Annotated in this window: 16 protein-coding genes and 4 pseudogenes; 10 read left to right on the top strand and 10 right to left on the bottom strand. The window is 59.2% G+C overall.

Annotated features, from left to right (window positions below; all coding sequences use genetic code 11):
• Positions 1-241 precede the first annotated feature (241 nt).
• Together AYM40_RS23375 and AYM40_RS23370 are read right to left on the bottom strand one after the other, a co-directional pair.
• Positions 242-1,186 (bottom strand): SMP-30/gluconolactonase/LRE family protein, encoded by a 945-nt coding sequence (locus tag AYM40_RS23375; RefSeq protein WP_063500640.1) that lies wholly within the window; start codon positions 1,184-1,186, stop codon positions 242-244.
• Between the two features lie 104 nt (positions 1,187-1,290).
• Positions 1,291-1,590, bottom strand: a pseudogene (locus AYM40_RS23370) (dihydrodipicolinate synthase family protein); the annotation flags it as partial.
• Positions 1,591-1,904: 314 nt separating this feature from the next.
• Here AYM40_RS23370 and AYM40_RS23365 point away from each other — a divergent pair.
• Positions 1,905-2,609 (top strand): helix-turn-helix transcriptional regulator, encoded by a 705-nt coding sequence (locus AYM40_RS23365; RefSeq protein WP_063498613.1) that lies wholly within the window; start codon positions 1,905-1,907, stop codon positions 2,607-2,609.
• Here AYM40_RS23365 and AYM40_RS23360 read toward each other — a convergent pair.
• Positions 2,593-2,910, bottom strand: coding sequence for a transcriptional regulator (locus AYM40_RS23360; RefSeq protein WP_063498612.1), 318 nt, complete (start codon positions 2,908-2,910; stop codon positions 2,593-2,595). The two genes, AYM40_RS23365 and AYM40_RS23360, sit on opposite strands and share 17 nt — an antisense overlap.
• 154 nt (positions 2,911-3,064) lie before the next feature.
• Here AYM40_RS23360 and AYM40_RS23355 point away from each other — a divergent pair, with 154 nt between their 5' ends.
• On the top strand, positions 3,065-3,658 hold the full coding sequence (locus tag AYM40_RS23355) for an acyl-homoserine-lactone synthase (RefSeq protein ID WP_063498611.1): 594 nt from the start codon (positions 3,065-3,067) through the stop codon (positions 3,656-3,658).
• 74 nt (positions 3,659-3,732) lie between these two features.
• On the opposite strand, the gene AYM40_RS23350 is transcribed toward AYM40_RS23355, so the two are convergent.
• Entirely contained in the window at positions 3,733-4,422 is a 690-nt protein-coding gene (locus AYM40_RS23350) for a FadR/GntR family transcriptional regulator (protein WP_063498610.1), read from the bottom strand.
• A gap of 60 nt (positions 4,423-4,482) precedes the next feature.
• On the opposite strand from AYM40_RS23350, the pseudogene AYM40_RS42625 reads away from it, so the two are divergent.
• The 3 genes and pseudogenes from AYM40_RS42625 to AYM40_RS23330 all read left to right on the top strand — a co-directional run.
• Positions 4,483-4,554: pseudogene (locus tag AYM40_RS42625) on the top strand (universal stress protein); the annotation flags it as partial.
• Between the two features lie 408 nt (positions 4,555-4,962).
• Complete coding sequence (locus AYM40_RS23335; RefSeq protein ID WP_063498607.1) at positions 4,963-5,619, top strand: helix-turn-helix domain-containing protein; 657 nt, start codon at positions 4,963-4,965, stop codon at positions 5,617-5,619.
• 131 nt (positions 5,620-5,750) lie between these two features.
• The gene (locus AYM40_RS23330; protein WP_063498606.1) at positions 5,751-7,064 is read left to right on the top strand and encodes an SUMF1/EgtB/PvdO family nonheme iron enzyme; all 1,314 of its coding nucleotides are present in this window, start codon (positions 5,751-5,753) and stop codon (positions 7,062-7,064) included.
• A gap of 123 nt (positions 7,065-7,187) precedes the next feature.
• On the opposite strand, the gene AYM40_RS40530 is transcribed toward AYM40_RS23330, so the two are convergent.
• Together AYM40_RS40530 and tnpC are read right to left on the bottom strand one after the other, a co-directional pair.
• Complete coding sequence (locus AYM40_RS40530; RefSeq protein WP_148662286.1) at positions 7,188-7,523, bottom strand: hypothetical protein; 336 nt, start codon at positions 7,521-7,523, stop codon at positions 7,188-7,190.
• Positions 7,524-7,759: 236 nt separating this feature from the next.
• Positions 7,760-9,022 (bottom strand): IS66 family transposase, encoded by a 1,263-nt coding sequence (gene tnpC, locus AYM40_RS23325; protein ID WP_236721062.1) that lies wholly within the window; start codon positions 9,020-9,022, stop codon positions 7,760-7,762.
• Here tnpC and AYM40_RS38885 point away from each other — a divergent pair.
• Positions 9,021-9,194 (top strand): annotated as a pseudogene (locus AYM40_RS38885) (TetR/AcrR family transcriptional regulator); the annotation flags it as partial. The gene tnpC and the pseudogene AYM40_RS38885 sit on opposite strands and share 2 nt — an antisense overlap.
• A gap of 12 nt (positions 9,195-9,206) precedes the next feature.
• Here the strand turns inward: AYM40_RS38885 and AYM40_RS23320 are convergent.
• Both AYM40_RS23320 and AYM40_RS23315 read right to left on the bottom strand, forming a co-directional pair.
• Positions 9,207-10,553 carry an IS4 family transposase gene (locus AYM40_RS23320; protein WP_063496178.1) on the bottom strand — a complete coding sequence of 449 codons (1,347 nt, stop codon included), beginning with the start codon at positions 10,551-10,553 and terminating at the stop codon, positions 9,207-9,209.
• 264 nt (positions 10,554-10,817) lie between these two features.
• Positions 10,818-11,771 carry an IS5 family transposase gene (locus AYM40_RS23315; RefSeq protein ID WP_063498605.1) on the bottom strand — a complete coding sequence of 318 codons (954 nt, stop codon included), beginning with the start codon at positions 11,769-11,771 and terminating at the stop codon, positions 10,818-10,820.
• 115 nt (positions 11,772-11,886) lie between these two features.
• On the opposite strand from AYM40_RS23315, the gene AYM40_RS23310 reads away from it, so the two are divergent.
• The gene (locus AYM40_RS23310) at positions 11,887-12,618 is read left to right on the top strand and encodes a type IV toxin-antitoxin system AbiEi family antitoxin domain-containing protein (protein WP_063500638.1); all 732 of its coding nucleotides are present in this window, start codon (positions 11,887-11,889) and stop codon (positions 12,616-12,618) included.
• Positions 12,615-12,803: a hypothetical protein gene (locus AYM40_RS23305; RefSeq protein WP_063498604.1), complete on the top strand. Its 189-nt coding sequence runs from the start codon at positions 12,615-12,617 to the stop codon at positions 12,801-12,803. The genes AYM40_RS23310 and AYM40_RS23305 overlap by 4 nt, the downstream gene beginning before the upstream one ends.
• Positions 12,804-13,293: 490 nt before the next feature.
• On the opposite strand, the gene AYM40_RS23300 is transcribed toward AYM40_RS23305, so the two are convergent.
• Positions 13,294-13,641, bottom strand: a complete 348-nt coding sequence (locus tag AYM40_RS23300; protein WP_063498603.1) for a DUF4148 domain-containing protein — start codon at positions 13,639-13,641, stop codon at positions 13,294-13,296.
• Positions 13,642-14,551: 910 nt separating this feature from the next.
• The gene (locus AYM40_RS23295; RefSeq protein ID WP_063498602.1) at positions 14,552-15,724 is read right to left on the bottom strand and encodes a porin; all 1,173 of its coding nucleotides are present in this window, start codon (positions 15,722-15,724) and stop codon (positions 14,552-14,554) included.
• Positions 15,725-16,501: 777 nt separating this feature from the next.
• Here AYM40_RS23295 and AYM40_RS23290 point away from each other — a divergent pair.
• Positions 16,502-17,019 (top strand): annotated as a pseudogene (locus AYM40_RS23290) (helix-turn-helix domain-containing protein); the annotation flags it as partial.
• A 456-nt stretch (positions 17,020-17,475) separates the two neighbouring features.
• Positions 17,476-18,018 carry a Uma2 family endonuclease gene (locus tag AYM40_RS23285; RefSeq protein ID WP_236721061.1) on the top strand — a complete coding sequence of 181 codons (543 nt, stop codon included), beginning with the start codon at positions 17,476-17,478 and terminating at the stop codon, positions 18,016-18,018.
• The last annotated feature ends 1,024 nt before the right edge of the window (positions 18,019-19,042 follow it).

Below are 19,042 nucleotides of genomic sequence, written 5' to 3'. Positions count from 1 at the left end.
CCGACCAGATGCGCTGCTGGCGGTGTCTCTCTACCAATGGAACATAGCGAAGCGGAACTGCCGATGTCAAGCAAATAGTCGCCACCGCGCCTTGCTGGCCAATCTGCCTGTTTTGACGGGCAATCGTTGCGGCTCAATGGCTTGCGCGCTTTATCCAAGGGCAAACCCGCAGTCGGCATGCGGATTGAGCAACAGGTTGTCAGGCAAGCCGCGCTGGCACTGCGCATCCAGAGGCGCGTACTCAACCGCCCTGGACGCCCTGCGTATTCACATACAGCGAATACAACCCGTGGCTTGCCGCCATGAACAAGCGGTTGCGATGGCGTCCGCCGAAGCACACGTTCGCGCAGCGTTCCGGCAACGCGATATGGCCGATCGGCTCGCCTTGCGGCGTAAAGACGCGCACGCCGTCGAGTTCGTCCGTGCCCATGCCCCAGCCGCACCAGAGATTGCCATGCGTGTCGACGCGAAAGCCGTCCGGCGTGCCCGGCCCGGCGTCGATCAGCACACGGTTGTTCGACAATACAGCGCTCTCGCCGCTAACGTCGACGTCGAACGCACGAAGCTTGCGCGGCACGCCACGCGATTCGACGATGTACAGCACCGACTCGTCCGGCGAAAAGGCGAGACCGTTCGGGCCCAGCACGTCGTCGGCGACCACCGTCACTTCGCCGGATTGGCCGTCGATGCGATACACACACGCGGGCAGTTCTGACTCCTGCCGCTCGCCCTCATAAAAGCTGTCGATGCCGAAGGTCGGATCGCTGAACCAGATCGAACCGTCCGACTTCACGATCACGTCATTCGGCGAGTTGAAGCGCTTGCCGCGATAACGGTCGGCGAGCACGGTAATCGAGCCGTCATACTCGGTGCGCGTGACACGCCGCGTCAGGTGCTCGCAGGTCACGAGGCGGCCCTGGCGGTCGCGCGTATGGCCGTTCGCATTGTTTGACGACTGGCGGAACGTAGTCACCGCGCCGCTGGTTTCGTCCCAGCGCAGGATACGGTCGTTGGGAATGTCGCTCCACAGCAGATAACGGCCGTCGCCGAACCAGACCGGCCCTTCCGACCAGCGCGCGCCCTGATACAGACACTCGACGGAAGCGGACGCAAGAATCAGCGATTTGAAGCGCGGATCGAGCACGCGAATGGAGGGATCGGGATAGCGGCGGCTGATGTCGGTCATGCGTAGGCTTTGGACGATGGAAGTTAATGGCGAAAGCAGGCTGAAGCGCAGTGCGCCCGGCATACGCGCGCGATGCAAGCGCCCGCTTTCGACACCAGGCAATGTCAATTCAACGCGCGCTTCTGCGCGAACTGACGCGCCAATGTGAGCAGGACCTGCGTCGCATGATCGATCTTCGCATGATGTTCGGGCGGCGTCGAACTGAGTAGCGGCAGGATCGGCCCCATGTCGGCAATCGTCGAGAACGTAACCGCATCGTGCAGCACGCGGATTAGCAAAATTTCGTCGCGCAGATGAACGAGCGCAGGCCGCTCGCCCATGCCCGACACCACTTTGGCCGCAGGCACGGATCGCAGCAGGCGGCGCAGATACGGATCGTCCGCAGGATTGTCGCGGACGATCGCGTTTCAGATTGGGTTGACAATAATGTTGCCAATCAAAATCTTCAAAAATGCAACTACGAGAAAATTACCCACTTTATCGGCCCGTGAATGTTAATCAGGTCAAACAAATCCGATATAAGGAGTCATTCGTTCCTCTGGTTGCAGAACCAGCGCCGATGCCGTTTCTTTAGAAATTGCAGTCGGCTTGTGAAACGATTTTTAGTGATAGATTGTGAGAATAAAAACAGCCGGACGGATTGCCGTACCGCAATTAACCGCAACGGGACGTTTGCGAGTCTGAGAGAACCAAATTGTCGCTACATTTTATCGAGGAAATGGCACCGCTACTGAACGCCGCAGATGAAGCGGAATGGTTCGGCGCGATCACGGCCCTTGCCGAAACGTGGGGCTTCGACAAGCTTTTGATCGCCATGCTGCCGCGCCCGACCATTCGCCTTGAAGACGCCTATGTGCGGAGCACCTACGCGCCGGCGTGGCGGCGTACCTACGACGAGCAGGGTCTCGTCCACATCGACCCGACGGTCTCGCATTGCGCGACGCGCGCCGCGCCGCTGATCTGGTCGCCGGACATTTTCACGACCGCGCCGCAACAATCGATGTACGAGGAAGCCCGCGCGCACGGCCTGCGCGCCGGTGTGACGTTGCCGATTCATGGGCCGAACCAGGAAGCCGGCATGATGTGCTTCGTCAACGACAGCAATCCGACCGGCGAATTCTGGCGTCATATCAACGTTGCGTTGCCAAACCTGGTGTTATTGCGCGATCTGGTGATCGATACCAGTCAGCGCCATTTGACTACGCATGCCCAGACTTTATTGCCCAAGCTCACGCCTCGCGAACGCGAGTGTCTGAAATGGACCGCGCGCGGCAAATCCACCTGGGAAATCTCCCATATCCTGAACTGTTCGGAAGCCGTGGTGAACTTCCACATGAAGAACATCAGGACGAAATTCGGTGTGAATTCACGGCGCGCGGCGGCCGTGATCGCCGCGCAGTTGGGACTTATTGACCCGGGTTGAGCAAGGCGGCGGCGTCGCGGCTGGTCAGGACCCGCTCGGCCCGGCCCAGATCGGCGTCCGAAACGGTTTTGGTGAAGTAGAGGCCCAGCAGGATCGACACCGGCGGCGGAATTTCGGCGCCCGATTCGAACCGGCTGCCACGCGACTGCGTCACGCCGAAGCGTGCCCAGAAACGGCGCTGGCTCTCTTTTTTCTTCTTGCGATAGGCAATGATCAGAACGCGGTCCACCGCCGATGAAGGCTCTGCCGGGCGAGTTTGCACGGAGGGTTGCGCCTGCCAGTGGTTGTCGAGAAGTTCCATTTTTGTGTCCCGTCGGTTGAGTGCTGAGGCTTATCTCGAATTCTGCGTTACCCGATCAGCATGCACACCTATCCAGGTAGATAGGTGGCGGAAAGATTCAAAATGCATAAGTTTTCTTGCGTATTGGGTATCCCAACACGTTCAGGAGAACGTCATGCAAACAACGATCCGGATTGGAATGCGGCAAGAATTTGACAACGCGGACATCAACGAGATGTACCGCCTGCGGGCGCGGGTGTTTCACGGGCGGCTCGGATGGGACATTCCGACCATCGCGGGCATGGAGATCGACGGCTACGACGCCCTCGGGCCGCACTATATGCTGATTCAGGGCGACGACCGGCACGTGCGGGGCTGCTGGCGCCTGATGCCGACGGAGGGGCCAAACATGTTGAAGGACACCTTTCCGCAATTGCTGCATGGCGCGGATGCGCCAGTCGGGCGGCACATCTGGGAACTGAGCCGGTTCGCGATCGAAACCGGCGGCGAGGAGCAGTCGTTCGGCTTTGCCGACCTGACGATGCAGGCGATTCACGAACTCGTGACGTTTGCCGACCGGATGGGCATCACGCGTTATGTCACGGTGACCACCACGCCGATCGAACGGCTGCTGCGCAAGACCGGGATCGACATCAGCCGGCTCGGGTCGCCCCTGCAGATCGGCGTGGAACGGGCCGTGGCGCTGGATATCGCGATCAGTCCGAAGACCCGCACCGCCCTGTTCGGGCCGATGGCCGCCGCCGCCTGACGCCTTGAAGCGATCGAGGCCGGGCCGCCGTTGCGGTTGCCCGGTCGCGGCCCGCTGGAGAGACGCGCGGGATTTCAGGAACCGAACATCCTCTCAAGCGCATTCTCAAGATGCGCGCGCATTGCCAGCCCCGCTGCAGGGCCATCCTTGCGGCGGATCGCCTCGAGCACGGCCATATGTTCGTCCTGCACGAGCCGCTGCCGCTCCACCGTCTTCACGAGCGACAGATTGCGCGACAGGTTCATGCTGAACAGGATCTGCTCTTCGATGAACGACATGACCGTGATGAAAAACGGGTTCTTCGAGGCGCGCGCCACCGCCAGGTGGAATATGAAATCGTCCTGCGCACCGATGCCCCGGGTTTCGATGATGCATTCCAACTGGTCCCACGCATGCTGGATCGCGGCGATGTCGTCGGCGTCGGCCTTGAGCGCCGCCTGCTCGGCCGCGCCCGCCTCGGTCACGATGCGGAATTCATAACAGCGGCGAATGTCGGACAGCGTTTCGAGCGGCGCAAACCGGCGCACATCGGGGTCCGGCCGCCGCGCAACCGTGGTGCCCGAGCCGTGCCGCGTCATGATGATCCCGTCCGCCCGCAAGCGTGCAAGCGCTTCGCGCACGGTTGGCCTAGACGTCGCAAAGCGTTCGGCGAGCGCATGCTCGGTAGGCAGCCGCTCGCCTTCCTTGTACTCGCCGTCAAGAATGCGATTGAGGATGTCGCTGTAGATCTTGTCGGGCAAGCCCGTCGTTTTGTGCTCGTTCATCAACGGTGCTGAAGCAGCTTGTCTGAGTAGTTCCTGATTGTAAGGCAAACCTGGCCCTAGATTCCCGGCAGCGTCGCAGAGCGTTGTGTGCGCCAGGCGACCTTGCCCGTGCTGCTGATTCCGTCCGCGGCGGCAAGGTCAGTGAAGACGCCTGAACGCGTGGCGACGCACGTTGCAACTGCGCGTGCTTGCCCCAAAGGGCGGCACGCGCAGCACCCTATCTTCAAAATCAGAGCAAAGCACGTTCGCCAGAATACATAGCAGTCCATAACCACAAGCAGCAACGCGAGGGTGACATCGCTCAAGATGCCTAACTGCATGGACGCGTCATTTTGTCGCTAAGCGGGGGGCATGGGCGGTGGGACAATCAGTTGTTACTCCGACAAATGGCTGCAGAACATGCTTATCCCTACCGCTGTGACTCGCTCCGCCGGCGCCGCTGCCGATTCCACTGTGATTTCGCCGCCGGCGCGTGGCGGCCGTCGTGCCGCACCGGCAAAGGCGAGTGCGCGCACCGCTGCTCGCTGTTCGAGCTGTTCGATGCGGGCGCTCTGCATGCCGCAAGGCCTGTCGCCTGACGAACTGACGAAACTCGAAGCGCTCATTTGCACCGCGCGTTCGGTGCAGCGCGGCGAAGCGCTGTATCGCAGCGGCGACCGCTTCGACAATATCTATGCCGTGCGTTCCGGTTCCATGAAAACCGTCATGGCGCACCGTGACGGCCGCGAACAGGTCACCGGGTTGCGCCTTGCCGGCGAAGCGCTCGGCCTCGACGGCATCAGCGAAGACATGCATGCATGCAGCGCCGTCGCCCTGGAAGACAGCACCGTTTGCATCGTCCCCTACCCGGCCCTCAAGTCCCTGTGCCGCGAAATCAGCTCAATGCAGGACCGACTGCACAAACTGCTGGGCGAGCAGATCGTCCGCGAAGCTGGGCAGATGATGGTGCTCGGCTCACTTTCAGCGGACGAACGCGTAGCGGCATTTCTGCTCGACGTATCGGAGCGCAACGCGCAGCGCGGCTATTCTTCAGCGGAATTCAACTTGCGCATGACACGCGAGGACATGGGCAGTTACCTCGGGATGACGCTCGAAACTGTGAGCCGCACCCTGTCAAGATTTCAAAAGCGCGGCCTGATCGACGCACACGGCAAACATATCCGGATCGTCGACCTGGAAGGCCTGCAGAAGGTGTAAGCCCTACGCGCAGGACCTGGCCCGCGCCGCCACGTCCCCCGCCATCTGCTTTTTAGCGCGCATTCGCCTTGGCATAGCTCCTGCGAGCGGGTACAGTCTTTAGTCCGTCCCCCGCAAGGAGACTTGGCGAAATGAATCGCGACCCCGCCCCGCATCACCCGCTCGTCCAGCGTCTGATCGACGCGCGTCAAGTCACCGACGCCCTGTTTGCCATCGTCAAACCCGAGTTTCTGTATGAACGGCCGATCCGCGAGCGCCACCGGATCGTGTTTTACCTCGGCCATCTGGAAGCTTTCGATCGTAACCTTTTCGATCAACGCCTGTGCGATCTGCCGGCGTTCGATCCGCACCTCGACCAGCTCTTCGCTTTCGGTATCGATCCTGTCGACGGCGGCTTTCCGACCGATCAACCCACTGACTGGCCATTGCTCGACGCCGTGCGCAGCTACGCGTTGCGCGCCCGCGAGCAGATCGACCGCGAGCTCGATGCACTGAGCGACTCGGCGCATCTCGGCCGCGAGGGGGCACATGCCGAGGCGGCCGAGCAGTTGCTGAACGTCGCGATCGAGCATCGGCTGATGCATGCTGAAACGCTCGCGTACATGCTGCACCAGTTGCCGCTTGCGCAGAAAGTCACCACGTTGCGCGAGGCAGTGCTGACGCGTTCCGAACCGCGTGACGGGTTGTCCTCGATGGTCAACGTGCCGGCCGGCGCGACGGTGCTCGGCATGTCGCGCGAGAGTGGCCGTTTCGGCTGGGACAACGAGTTCGGCGAAATGCGCGTCGACGTGCCGGCGTTCGAGATAGACCGCCACATGGTGACGAACGGCGCATTTCGTGAGTTTATCGAGGCAGGCGGCTATCGCGAACCGAAGTGGTGGACCGACAAGGATTGGGCCTGGAAAGAAGCCGAACATATCGAGCATCCCGCCTGCTGGTCGCAGCAAACCGGAGGCGATCGGCACAGCGCATGGATGCTGCGCACGATGTTCGACGAAGTACCGCTGCCGCTCGACTGGCCGGTGTATGTGAGTCACGCCGAAGCCAGCGCCTACGCGCGCTGGGCCGGCAAAACGCTACCCAGCGAAGCGCAATGGCAACGCGCGGCACACGGCGCACCGCACGCGATGTCGGGCAATTTCGATTTTCGCAGCTGGGACCCGCAGCCGGTCGATGCGTATCCTGATAACGTCAGCGCGTTCGGCGTGGAAGGTCAATTCGGCAATGGCTGGGAGTGGACCTCCACCGTGTTCGACGCACTGCCGGGGTTTGAAGCGTTTCCGTTTTACCCGGGCTACTCCGCCAACTTTTTCGACGGGCAGCATTATGTGATCAAAGGCGGTTCGGCGCGCACCGCGCAATGCATGTTGCGGCCGGCCTTTCGCAACTGGTTTCAACCGCATTATCAGTATGTGTATGCGGGGTTTCGGTGTGCCTCCTGTTGACGAATAAAGCGAAAGTTGACACATAAAATCCGCTATCGCTTTATTCCGAGAAAAGTCATCTATCGGTTAAACCTGTGAAAAGGCTCATCTATCGCTTTGCCGCCGGTTACCATCCCAACAGCTTCAAAAGGGCCTTCTTTCCTTTACCCAGAGGAAGAGTCGCTCTTCTGGCCCCCCTCTATGAAACATGATTCCACCGTGTTTGAATACATTGTCCCGATTGAACGCGAGCCCCTCGCGTTCGAATCGCCGCTTGAACTCACGCAGATTGCGTCCAATTCTCAGGAGCCGCAGCCATCTGTTCCGTCGAACCAGATCAAGACGTCTTTCACGCAGTCCAAGCCCTAGTTCAGGGAACAGCTTATTCAACCTCTTCTCATCCACACCGAGCTTCCTGGCACGCGCCGTAAACGTTATGTCCGGTGTCTCAGCAATTGTTGCTGGCAGGAGTTTTTCCATTTCAGCCTTGCTCTTCGAGGCTCATCGATTCTTCTGTCCGAGAACGATAGGCTCGATCATCATGCTGACAGCCTGCAGTTGGCCGCGCAGAACGCTGACAGGTTGTGCACGGACGTGTGAACTTATTGCTATCAGAAGCTGGAAATCCAGCGAGCTATTGCGCTTTAGCGTTTGGTTTAAGTGTCCCTTAGATGGTGTTAGGAACTTTGAGTTAGACCTGGTATCCTGGCGGGTAACTATTCAGCAGCCGGAAGCGGTGAAACGACGAATCCGGTAAAGGCCAGGGCGAGCGCATCGATCAGCGCGCGGTTCTGTTTGCGCAGACTGGCAAGGTAGGAGCGGATCGTACAGAAGGCTTGCATGCCTGATACCGCACGGAAACACCCCGAGATTTTCTGTTTGAGCTTGGGCATGCGGATATCGCGTTCGGCCTGGTTGTTGTCGAACGGTACCCGGTGATCGGCAATGAAGCGCCACACTTCGGTCGCCTGCGTCTGCAGGCGGCGCACCAGGTTGTAGGTGAAGCTTTGTCTGATCCGGCCGCGCAGGTCCACGCGTGTGGGCGCGCGCGCCTGGGTTGGATTCAGTTTGCGCGCCCGGGCGATCAGTTCGCGGCTGCGTCGCCTGTAATAGCGCTGACGCGATGGATCCAGCGCCCTGTTGCCGCCAGCCACACTGAGGTCGACTTCGCGCTTGGCCCGGCAAAGCAGATCGATCATCTGCTGGGCCCAGGCTTGCTGGGTCGACTCCACGATGAACACCAGTTCGCGCAGATGGTGCGCGTTGCACAGCGCATGGTCACACGCATAGGCAGCGTACGGCCTCCAGCCCTCATGCACGGCGATGCCCGTAAAACCGGGCAGAATCCCGAAGCTGTCCAGTGCCTGGCCACCGCGCTTGTGATGTGCGCCATACCAGCTCAACGTACGGGTCGAGGCCAGATGCAACCAGTAAGGCGCACGCCCCACGCGCATGGCGCTCTCATCGAAATGCACCACGGGCTGCTCGCGTAGCGCCTCGCTGATCTGTTTAACCGCGGGGGCCAGCAGGCCGGCCGCCTCATCGATGCTCTGCTGCACCGTGCCCGTACTCACCCGCACACCAAACAGATCCGCCAGTGCCTGGGCCGTACGTGCCACCGGCAACTGCTGGTACTGCGTCAGATAAACGGCCGCCGCGCGGATCTGGGGACCATACTGCACCGCCTGGCTCACGTTCCCGGGAAACACACCCGAATGACGCTTGCCGCAGGCGCACTGCGCGATCTGCACGCGATGTTCTGTCACCGCGAAGCGCGTAGGCGGCAGATCGATGACCTGACGTCCTTCGGGCAACACGCTGATACAGAAGCCGACGCGTATGATGCGAGGAACGGGCCATGTTGGGTGCGCGCCGTAGATTTCTGCCTCAGCAACCACGTTTCGCGCGCGGCCAGAGCTATCGGCATCATTTAAGATTCCAATTGACAATCTATCTATTGATAGATACGTTAAGCGCATGGATACTACATCGACGGTACGTGCGAAGATTGTCGGCCACGCTGCTACGCTGATCATGTTGCGCGGTTATAACGGATTCAGCTATCGTGATCTGTTTGACCTCGTTGGCGTCAAGACTTCGAGCATCCACTACTACTTTCCGGCGAAAGATGACTTGGTACTCGAGGTAGTTAAGGACATTTCGTTATACAGAAGTGTCGTAACCGTCGCGCAAGATCTGAATGGTGATCACAGCATCCATGACTCGCTGCATGCCAATCCACAGCGTCTTCGCGCCCGGTTCGCCGTCGCTCTTGCGCCCGAGGAATCCTCCCAGTGACGCGATCATCCGTATCACCTGGCTGAGCGTCGGTGGTTTTTTCGGACGCGCCTTCTTACAGAGCACGTGAGCGCCGTGTATCTCGTCAGCCGCGAAGAACAACGACGCGTCCAGCTCCGGACAGGTTCTGCCGACACGCATGAGCCGTGCGATACGCCACGATACGACCATGTACAGCGCGAGCGCCTTCTCCACGCGCTCCATCTGTGAGAGTTGCAGCGCTTCAACCCGGCAGGCGTTCTTCAGGACGTTGAAGAACATTTCTATTTCCCACCTCGCGCGGTACCAGTCAACGAGTTCGATGAGCGCATGCGCATCGCCCGCTTCGCGGTTGGTCACAAGACGCCAGATGACGGGCTTCACACCCGCTGGCGCATCCACTTCATACGCCTCGAGGCAGGTGAGCGTGACACCGGCACGCCCGGGCAGCGTGATGCGCTGGCTACGCAGTTCCTGCCTCACTTCACGCGCCTTCTGGCCGCTGCGCCCGGGCAGCACGAAGCTGATGTGGCCGACCACCTCACTGGCGTGCACCGTCTCCCACAAATTCGCTTCGCCCTTCAGGGCGCGATTGTGCTGCGAGCGCATCAGCCAGTCCGCCGGTTCACCCAGTTCCTGCGCACGCTGCATGAGCGCGGCGATGTCGCCTTCACGATCGGCCACATACACCAGTCGCGTGTCAGGCAGGGCCCGTGCCTGTTCGGCCACGATCTCATAGCTTTCGACCCACCGCACACTTTCCCTGACACCGCCACGCCTGCCGTTTGCATCGCGTGGTTCGCGCGCCCACATCCATGCGTTCATCACACCCAGCGGCTCCCGATCCGGTGTCACCGCATAGGTCGCGTGAAGATACATGCCCACCTGTGCTTCATAACTGAGCGGGCCGGCCCCTTCAATGTCCTGACCGTTAAAGTTCAGCTCTGTCGTATCGGCAATGCAAAGCACCACCGGCAACTGCCCCATGCGCGTCGTGGTACGGTCCCAATGCGGCTGCATCATGTCGCGCCAGTCGATGCGCTCATTGCCCAGAAAACGATATGCCGCCATCGTCTCGGCCCAGCCTTCGCACGCGCCCGGAATGCTGGCCGTGGGCCGGCTGGCGAACCGCTTGACCAGCTCCTTCGCGCGCCGGTCTCGCCGTGGATCACCCAAATCCAGCGTCTCAAATTCCTCGTCCACCCATGCTCCCGCGTCGTCTCGAGTCTTCATGCCGAAAATCCGAGAGTAAACGCGAAATCCGCATTGTTAACAACCCCCTCCTGGCTGATTTGCTATCCAGCATCGATTCCAGGCACGTCGATTTGTGTATAAGGAAATGAGTTAAGGAAGCTCTGCACAACTAGCTTTGAAGCGTTACCTTTCACATCGAGCGCAACCTCGGCGTTCAGATCTTTGTTGGTGAGCTGATTGCGAGGGGTTTTCCGCGCTCCGGAGCGCTCCAACCAGACATATGGCCTTCATCGGCCCGGTGTTTCAAGCTTTGCGCAAAGCTCTGCGAGCCATCCATAAATTGCCCAAAGCAAACAGCGTGGTGATCTGGGCGATGTTCTTCGGCAAACCACGATAGCGCGTCTTCATGTAACCGAACTGCCGCTTGAGGATGCGAAACGGGTGTTCGACCTTGGCCCGAATACCCGCCTTCAGGCGTTCGATCTGATCGTATATCGCGTCCAACGAATCACTCAGATCCAGTTTCCTGCGCTTTGCCGGTCGCATTGCAACATGCCAACGCACCGCCTCAGGCTCACAACGCTTTTCGATACCCTGATATCCGGCGTCTGCGTACACATCCGTTTCTTCACGATGCAGCAACGTCTGGGCTACGGTAATGTCGTGAACATTGGCCGCCGTTCCAATGACCGTATGGACCAGGCCCGAATCGGCGTCCACGCCGATATGCATTTTCATCCCGAAGTACCAGTTGCCACCTTTCTGCGTTGATTGCATTTCAGGATCGCGCGTGCCGGAGCCATTCTTTGTCGAACCGGGCGCGGCGATCAGGGTGGCGTCGACTGCCGACCCAGCCTTAAGCATCAGGCCTTTCTCCGTCAGGATTTCATTGACCAGCGCCAGTATTTGCACCGCCAGACCGTGCGTTTCCAGCAGATGGCGGAACCGGAGAATCGTGCTTTCATCCGGCAAGCGGACCATCCCGCCGTCGAGACCCGCGAACTCGCGATACAGCGGCACGTCATAGAGTGCCTCTTCCATGGCAGGGTCTGGCAGACCGAACCATTGCTGCATGAAATGAATCTGCAGCATCGTCGCAATCGGGAACGGCGGCCGACCGGTTTTGCCCGTGGGATAGTGCGGCTCGATCAGCGCAATCAGCTTCAACCAGGGCACAACGCGTCGCATCTCATCGAGAAATTCCCGCTTGCGCGTGCGCTTCGTTGACAGATCCAGACCAAGACCAAGTTGCGTCATTACACTGCTCCCCACCTAATTGGCTCTGCTTCCAGGATAGCTCAGCAGCAACGCAATGCCAGGACTTTTGCAGACCTTCCTATACTGCATCCAGGCAGTAAACGACCTCTCCCAGGTGAGCAACAAGACAGTCCAGCGACTCCTGCAAGAAAGCCGGCAGGGCCACCCGATCGATTCCGGCATGCTCAGGGACATGGGAGTGAGTGCCGCGCTCGCGGCGCATATGGTCAAATCCGGCTGGCTGCAGCGTCTCTCGCAGGGGGTTTACCTTCTGACCGGTGACACGCCATCAAGAGACGGCTCGATCGCCTATCTGGGCCGATGCATACCCGGCCTTCACGTCGGTGGCAAAACGGCCCTTTCTTGGCAGGGCGTACGTCACAACATCGCCTTCCGGGAAAAAGTCGTCTTATGGGGACAGAAGCCATACCGCATTCCTCCGTGGGTGGCGGAACACCTGAGCTACTCGTACCAGACTACCACCCTCTTCGACGACGATTTCCCCTACGAGAAGGGCCTGAAACCACTTCCGGCCGGTGACTCTGGGGTACTGGTCTCCGTGCCCGAGCGAGCCATCCTGGAGCTCGCTAGCGACATCGGGAAGGGACAATCGATGGAGGAAGCGAGCAACCTGATGGTCGGCTTGCGCAATCTGCTCCCCCACGTGCTGGACGAGTTTTTGAGCCACTGCAAACGCGTGAAGGTTGTAAGGCTCGTACGCGACCTCGGACTGGAGGCAGATTTTTCATGGGCAAGAGACCTTCAAAAGCATGTTGACCGTCTTGGCGCCGGGAAACGATGGTCGAACAAAACGAAGAACGGCCGGCTAACACTCAAACCACAATGAACGAGATCCACGTAGACACCTTTCGACTGATGCTCGGCATCGCACTGATCGTCTTGCGTGAGCACAACCAGATCGACTGGGTACGAGCGGGCCTGAATGCGGCCAGCATTTTCAACCGCCGGGCAGCCACTCAACGCAACGGACCGTGGCAGGCTGCGCGACTCGATTCAGTGGAGACCGCCTGACGTCATTTCTGTTTCATTTATGATGGCGTCGTGGTCCCATGTTTCAGGGGCGCGGTAACGCGCGACAGCTTTTGACCTAGCCTTGATCGACACATTTCCCTTCACGCCATTGCCATTGCCATTGCGGCAACGGTGCGGCTGAACGTCGATCGCACATACGCCCGGTTTGCAAGTTTCGGCAGACTGCGCGTTCGCTGTGGGAGGCAGTGCGATATTCGTCTTGCACTGCTCCAGTCCTCAGTCGTCGTCATCCGCTTACATTTCGTTGATGACTTGCGTTAGCGGATCCAAATACGACGTCAACATGGTCAACAATCATGTCGACCAACGCTAGCGCCCGTTTCTCCAGCGCATCGCCAAGTGCATTGGGAATGTCGGCGCCAATCCCAGGCAGCGGTCCTGAGTTGACGCATAGCCCGGAGCGTCCGGCACGTTCGAGAGGCGTTGCTCTGCCTTACGCGGGCAATTCGCAGCAAGTGGGCTGAATAATTTATTGACCGAAATAGATCGGCTTCATGCCGTCACAGGACGAAGTCGAGCAGCTGACGCCAGATGCTGACGAGCCCGTGGCCGTTCCGCCGACACCGCTGGTGTCAGCGACGCGAACTTCTGCCGCCGCGGTCTTTCCGTTCTGTTCGGCTACGCGCGCTTCGGCAGCCTGAATTTGAGCCGGATAGGTTGAGTCATTGCTGGCGCCCGGGTTATATCCGGCCTTTTCGAGCTGGACCAGTTCGGCGCGCACCTCAGCGCGGGTTTTCAGCGCACTCGACTGAGCAAAGGACGTGATGGGAGCGACAAGCGCTACCGTGATAGCAACTGCTTGAATAAGGGTCTTCATGATGATTTACCTCGACGTTTCGGTTTGCTGCTACGAACAGCCCTGCTCGTAACCAGTGACTAGAGTCTAGGTAAGTTAATGCTTAAAATTAAGATGCCTGTGGGGGAAGCAATTTTCTATTTTTTAGGGTAAAGCCCATCAAATGAGGGGCGATGGCGGGCCGATTCGATGTGCGCGCGTAACGATTATCGCCAGAGTCTTGAGCGGAGGCGCGCTGGCGAGTTTCGGCCTCTAGGGTAACGGGGGTTGAACTTTAGGGTAGCAAGCAGTTGAAATACGCGCTAGTCAGGGTGGTCACTTGTCTTATTTATGCAGTTGATGCAGTCACGACCATCGACGCGAATCTTATAAAGAGAAGTCCGTCACGCGACACGCTTCGAAAGAACATGCGGAAAGCGCACGCCCGCTTTTCGCAACCGGGGACTAACAGTTAAAAGTCTTGGCGCTATGCGAGGCTGACACCTTCTCGCGTGTTGGTGTCCGGCTCACAGCGGCCTGCGTGCTGACTACGCTGCTCTTCGCCTGCGTCCTTGATCTGCACCACCGCCAAAACTTCAACACGCATGTGACTTGCTCCGCAAGTATTCCGGCCCGTGGTGGCAGATTTGCATCGGTGCGGGGGTACCTGGTCGAAAAAAGACCCGTCCATGTGAACGGGCCAAATCGTGCTGGAGCTACAGAGAAAGTCGCGTCAGCGCAAGTGTCCGCGGACTCTCGCTCCGCATTCACTGCGCCGTGACCGCCGTTTCGTCTGGACCCGCGACGAGAATCCCGACACATCTGGACGTGACCGTTCCAATCAAACTGTATCGGTCGTACCCAGATGAATTTGCACCGGCGGGTGCTTTTGCCGGCGCACACTGCTGTTGCGCCCTGAGACAGGGCTAAACCGGTTCGGTTTCAGGCCTCCTTAGAAGCGCGTGCGCAACCCGACCGTGCCGACCACCTGGTTCGCCGTCGACGACGCGCCACCCGACGTATTAATGAAGGCGACAACGTTTTGGCCGATTGCGTGCTGATACATGCCTTCGGCGTAAACATCCGTGCGCTTGGAAAGCGCGTAGACAGCTTGCAGGTTGACCTGATTCCACTTCGGATCCATGCCGTACCGCGTACCGGTCGCATTGAACGCACCTGACAGATGGGCATCGGTGTACGTGTCAGTGATACCCAGTGTAACCGCCGGTGTCAGCGTGTACTTGGCGTTCAGTTCATAGTTGTTGAAGCGCTGCGAACCATTGTTGAGGTTGAACGATTGCGTGCCCTGATAAAAACTGTTCGTGTACACGAAGCCGACCACTGCCGGGCCGAAGGTGTAGTTCAGACCCGCGCCGATCGTGCGCTGAACGTTCGCCCCGAACCTGAAGCCTGCAGTCTGGGCAGGCGCTTCGCCGAGGTCAACTGCGCCGCTGGTGTTCGCCTGGGGGGCAGCGCCGTTGCCGTTGATCTGCAGGTAGCCAGCGGCCATCTTGAACGGGCCAAAGTCGTAGCTTGCGCCCGCGCTGTAAGCACGGTTCAGCGTGAAGTCCGTGTTGTTCGAGAACGCGTAGAGGCCGCCGAACTTCAGGCCCGCATAATTGCTGCTCATGTACTTGACCGCGTTGTTCATCCGCAGCGTGTGGTTCAGGTTGTCGTTGTCGAACGGATGCGCGAAGCCCGTGTCGCCGAACGTGCCGGCCGTACCGGACAGCGGTGCCACGAAGTCCACCAGCGAGTCATACTGGCGGCCCAGCGTCACCGTACCGAACTCGCTGCTCGTCAGGCCGACAAACGCCTGACGACCAAACAGCCGGCTATTCTGCCCGAGCTTGCCGCTCTGCACGTTGAAGCCGTTTTCCAGCACGAAAATGGCCTTCAGGCCGCCACCGAGGTCCTCGGCGCCGCGCAGACCGAACCGGCTGCCGTTAATGGTGCCGCTGGTCGCCTGAAAAAGGCTGCCGTGCGAAGTGGCGGAGGTCTTGACGTTGTTGGTATACATCAGACCGGCATCGATCAGGCCGTACAGGGTGACCGAGCTCTGTGCATGGGCGGCCGATGCGGCGAGGGCCGCGGATACGCCGAGGGCAACGGGGATCTTTTTCATAAATTCACTCCAGCGTGTTTGGATTGAGCCTTAAAGCAACGACGCGAGTATAGGAGGCGGGTGCAGTCCACCATCATTTTCGGACTGCATAAGCTTTTTCCGATTTTCCGTGATAATCCGTCACAAACTCGCAACTATCGCGATGCAGCGCCACCAGCCAAGGTGCAGTACAGCCGAGTTTAATCCGTTTGGTAGGGTGTGTTGTTGTATCAACGCGACGGCGCCGGTGTTATCCGGGGTTCACACTTTTGACGTAGGGAGAAATGCGCATCGTCGATGTTTTCGCCTGGCATCACGCATCCCTCAGGAAACTGTTTGTTCGTTGACGAAGAGCCCGCGGTGCAAGCCTCGAAGTCGAAACCGCCGAGGTTGGCCAGCCGAATGGCTCGTCCTCTATCTGACGGAGGAGTTTTACCCGAAGAGGGCTCCTCCGTTTGGCGCGTGAATCTATGCCAACAGATACAAGATAAATGCAACGATTTCGGGACCACCTTATACTCGGACCCGATGCACACACTTTCATGCGCCTTTGTAAAGGACTGAAGAAATCGCTAGCGCGAACGGCTCCTGGCCCGTGGGGCAAACTTGTCTCCTCGCTTGGCCCCCCGGTTTACCCCCTCGAAGTACCGACTGCCTCGAGGGATTTTTCTGCGTACGGCTGACGTGCAATAGCCTAGACTAAATCTGACAGTGGTCGGTTTCTCGTGCTGTTGCGCGTGGGCGCGGAGGACGTAGTCCGAAGCGGCAACGCGCGTGGCGAACCGCAAGGAGTCCACCATGACTCAGGAACAGAAAGTCATCCGCGCGAAGGTCCGCATGCTCGAACTGGCGCGGCAACTGGGCAATGTCAGTCAGGCCTGCCGGGTAATAGGCTATTCGCGCGACAGCTTCTACCGCTTCAAGGAACTGTACGACAAGGGCGGTGAAGCGGCCCTGCAGGAAATCTCCCACCACCGCCCGCTGCTGAAGAGCCGCGTGGATCCGCAGGTCGAGGCCGCGGTGATCGAACTGGCCCTGGAACTGCCCGCTTACGGCCAGATCCGTATCGCCAACGAGGTGCTCAAACGCCATGCCCTCAGCGTCTCGCTGCAGGGGGTGCGTAGCATCTGGCTGCGCCATGCCCCTGGAGACCATGAACAAGCGCCTGAAGGCGCTGGAGGCGAAGTCCGCCCTGGAAGGGCTGGTGCTGATCGAATCGCAGCTCACCGCGCTGGAGCGCGGCCAAGCTGGAAAAGGAAACGCATGGCGAATTCGAATCTGAATGCCCCGGCTACTGCAGCGCGCAATCGAGATACCAGTTTGCGCGTTCTCCCGAATTGGTTTGCGTGCGAGCAACGCAACGGGTCGGCCGAACGAGGTGTTCGGTATCGCGCAAGCCAGCGCCAGGCGCGTTGCGCGTGAGAGTATCTGCCATTTCGGCTCGCAAATCACCCGCTGTATTGGAAGACATCTTTGCTCGATTAGCCACAATTGGGCCTGCACAGCCGGCTATGATTAGGTGGGGTCCCGAACACTATCGTCGCGACAGGCGGGACGCAGCGCGCGGGTGGATCGTTTGGGCGTGGCCGTCCCGATAGCTTCCGCATGGTGATTGAACTCCGCGGTGTAGGAGAGCTATCCCCGAAGGTTGAAGCTGATCCGAGAAGTCTCGTTGTTTGCGCTGTGCCTGTATATGAAGATATCGAACCGAGAAACGAGCGTCTACACCTAATTTAGTTACCTGTGAGAACCTAATGGATCGGTTGCCTTTCTTGGACCGCAACGCGTTGATTATGATGTGGCAGCGCCTGACCGTGAAGCCGGACGTGGTTCAATGGTACCCGTACGAGTTGAACGAGTGCGGGGAAATAGTCGCGAATGCATGCCCGTCGGCTCGGCGCCAGATAGTGCTCACGGACGTTTATGTCCAACTGAACGAGCGGTTGGGTCATCTTGCGGCAATGTCGGTGGCCGTTACCACTCTCTGCTTTGGCATCATGGTCCCGGACGTCGTATGGATGTTGCCCGAGAAATGGGAAGATTTCGACCGCGACGACCCGGTGCCGTTCGTGCCCGACCTCTGTGTCGAGGTGCTCCTGGATAGCGAGCGACAGCAGAACATAGCCCACCGGGTGCACGCCTATCTGGAAGGGGGAGCCCGTGAAGTCATCGTTGTCGGTCCAGACGGGAAGGTGGAGTTCTGGGGAGCGGAGGGTCTGCGACAGACATCGATGTTCGAAGTGGTGTTATCGCTTGACAGCGGGTATTTCGAGGTAGACGGCGCCATCGCAGAGCCAAATGGCGTCCGTTCGTGAAAGGCGGTAGGTCACTCAAGAACCTCTGCCACGTTTCATTCTTTGCGCAACAACTTGCTTAGTAGCACCGTCAGAATTCAATTCTTTTCTGCTGCGACGGGATGGCATTGCTGGTAAGTGACTGGCCCTAGGCTCGGGGCTCCAGACACCCTTCACAGGACGGCTCGTCCATCTGGTGGGGCGCGGCGGTAACGCTGATTTTGGTGGCGGTCGCTTCCCAAAAAATGAGACTAAGGAAAAAGTTTCGATGGATTCGTTGACACAGGAGGAGAATCAACTGCAGTAATAGTTGTGCAGTAGTGCTTGAATAGTGGAGACATCTTCGCCTCCGGGGAAAAAAACGCGAGACGTTCAAATAATCGATAGCCGATGGTGAATACCGAATTCTCCTGATCGGGCTTATCGCTCTGTCCTACCTACGACAGCCTCGAGGAGGGTGAGTAGCCGCACTGGAGCGAGTGGCTTTACACAGTACCCGTCAAAACCGGCCTCGAACGCCCGGGCTATGTCTTGGCGAGAGGCCCGTGCAGCGAACGCAACGAGCAGCATGTTGCAAGTGAGCGTGCTTGCCTTAAACCGGCGAGCGAGATCACTCCCGGGCGTCGCTATGTCGATAACGATGGCGAATGGTTGCCATTGTTCGGCGAGCGCGTACGCCGCGCTCGCGTCAATTCAATTTACCGGTGCTAGCCCGCATCGTCGATTGGCGTGCCGCGCTCGCCCCGCTGTTCAAGTCGGAGCGCGGGAAGTTTGTTCGCCCCCGGCGATCCCACGCAAGGCACATTCGGCCGTGTCGTTGTCAATTTCGACGCTGCCCATCATCGCATGACGACATCCAAGTGTCTCATTGCGTGTTTCGGCTCTCGATCGGATCGCGTCCAACACGTGGTTCGAGTAGATCTGCGGAATCACGACAGATCAGTTGTCCCTGATTGTCGCAGACATCGTTAAAAATGGCCAACTTCTTCGACCTCAGATATCTCATGGAACACGTCCAGGCGGGTGATAGATTTGTCGGCAGCGT

This window comes from Paraburkholderia phytofirmans OLGA172, from assembly GCF_001634365.1.
Classification (GTDB): Bacteria; Pseudomonadota; Gammaproteobacteria; order Burkholderiales; family Burkholderiaceae; genus Paraburkholderia.
This window is presented reverse-complemented; position numbering and strand designations above follow the sequence as displayed.

Bases quoted from the DNA above. Each gene is read 5' to 3' on its own strand.
- AYM40_RS23375 (WP_063500640.1), bottom strand. From the start codon at position 1,186: ATGACCGACATCAGCCGCCGCTATCCCGATCCCTCCATTCGCGTGCTC.
- AYM40_RS23365 (WP_063498613.1), top strand. From the start codon at position 1,905: ATGGCACCGCTACTGAACGCCGCAGATGAAGCGGAATGGTTCGGCGCG.
- AYM40_RS23360 (WP_063498612.1), bottom strand. From the start codon at position 2,910: ATGGAACTTCTCGACAACCACTGGCAGGCGCAACCCTCCGTGCAAACT.
- AYM40_RS23355 (WP_063498611.1), top strand. From the start codon at position 3,065: ATGCAAACAACGATCCGGATTGGAATGCGGCAAGAATTTGACAACGCG.
- AYM40_RS23350 (WP_063498610.1), bottom strand. From the start codon at position 4,422: ATGAACGAGCACAAAACGACGGGCTTGCCCGACAAGATCTACAGCGAC.
- AYM40_RS23335 (WP_063498607.1), top strand. From the start codon at position 4,963: ATGCGGGCGCTCTGCATGCCGCAAGGCCTGTCGCCTGACGAACTGACG.
- AYM40_RS23330 (WP_063498606.1), top strand. From the start codon at position 5,751: ATGAATCGCGACCCCGCCCCGCATCACCCGCTCGTCCAGCGTCTGATC.
- AYM40_RS40530 (WP_148662286.1), bottom strand. From the start codon at position 7,523: ATGGAAAAACTCCTGCCAGCAACAATTGCTGAGACACCGGACATAACG.
- tnpC (WP_236721062.1), bottom strand. From the start codon at position 9,022: ATGCGCTTAACGTATCTATCAATAGATAGATTGTCAATTGGAATCTTA.
- AYM40_RS23320 (WP_063496178.1), bottom strand. From the start codon at position 10,553: ATGAAGACTCGAGACGACGCGGGAGCATGGGTGGACGAGGAATTTGAG.
- AYM40_RS23315 (WP_063498605.1), bottom strand. From the start codon at position 11,771: ATGACGCAACTTGGTCTTGGTCTGGATCTGTCAACGAAGCGCACGCGC.
- AYM40_RS23305 (WP_063498604.1), top strand. From the start codon at position 12,615: ATGAACGAGATCCACGTAGACACCTTTCGACTGATGCTCGGCATCGCA.
- AYM40_RS23300 (WP_063498603.1), bottom strand. From the start codon at position 13,641: ATGAAGACCCTTATTCAAGCAGTTGCTATCACGGTAGCGCTTGTCGCT.
- AYM40_RS23295 (WP_063498602.1), bottom strand. From the start codon at position 15,724: ATGAAAAAGATCCCCGTTGCCCTCGGCGTATCCGCGGCCCTCGCCGCA.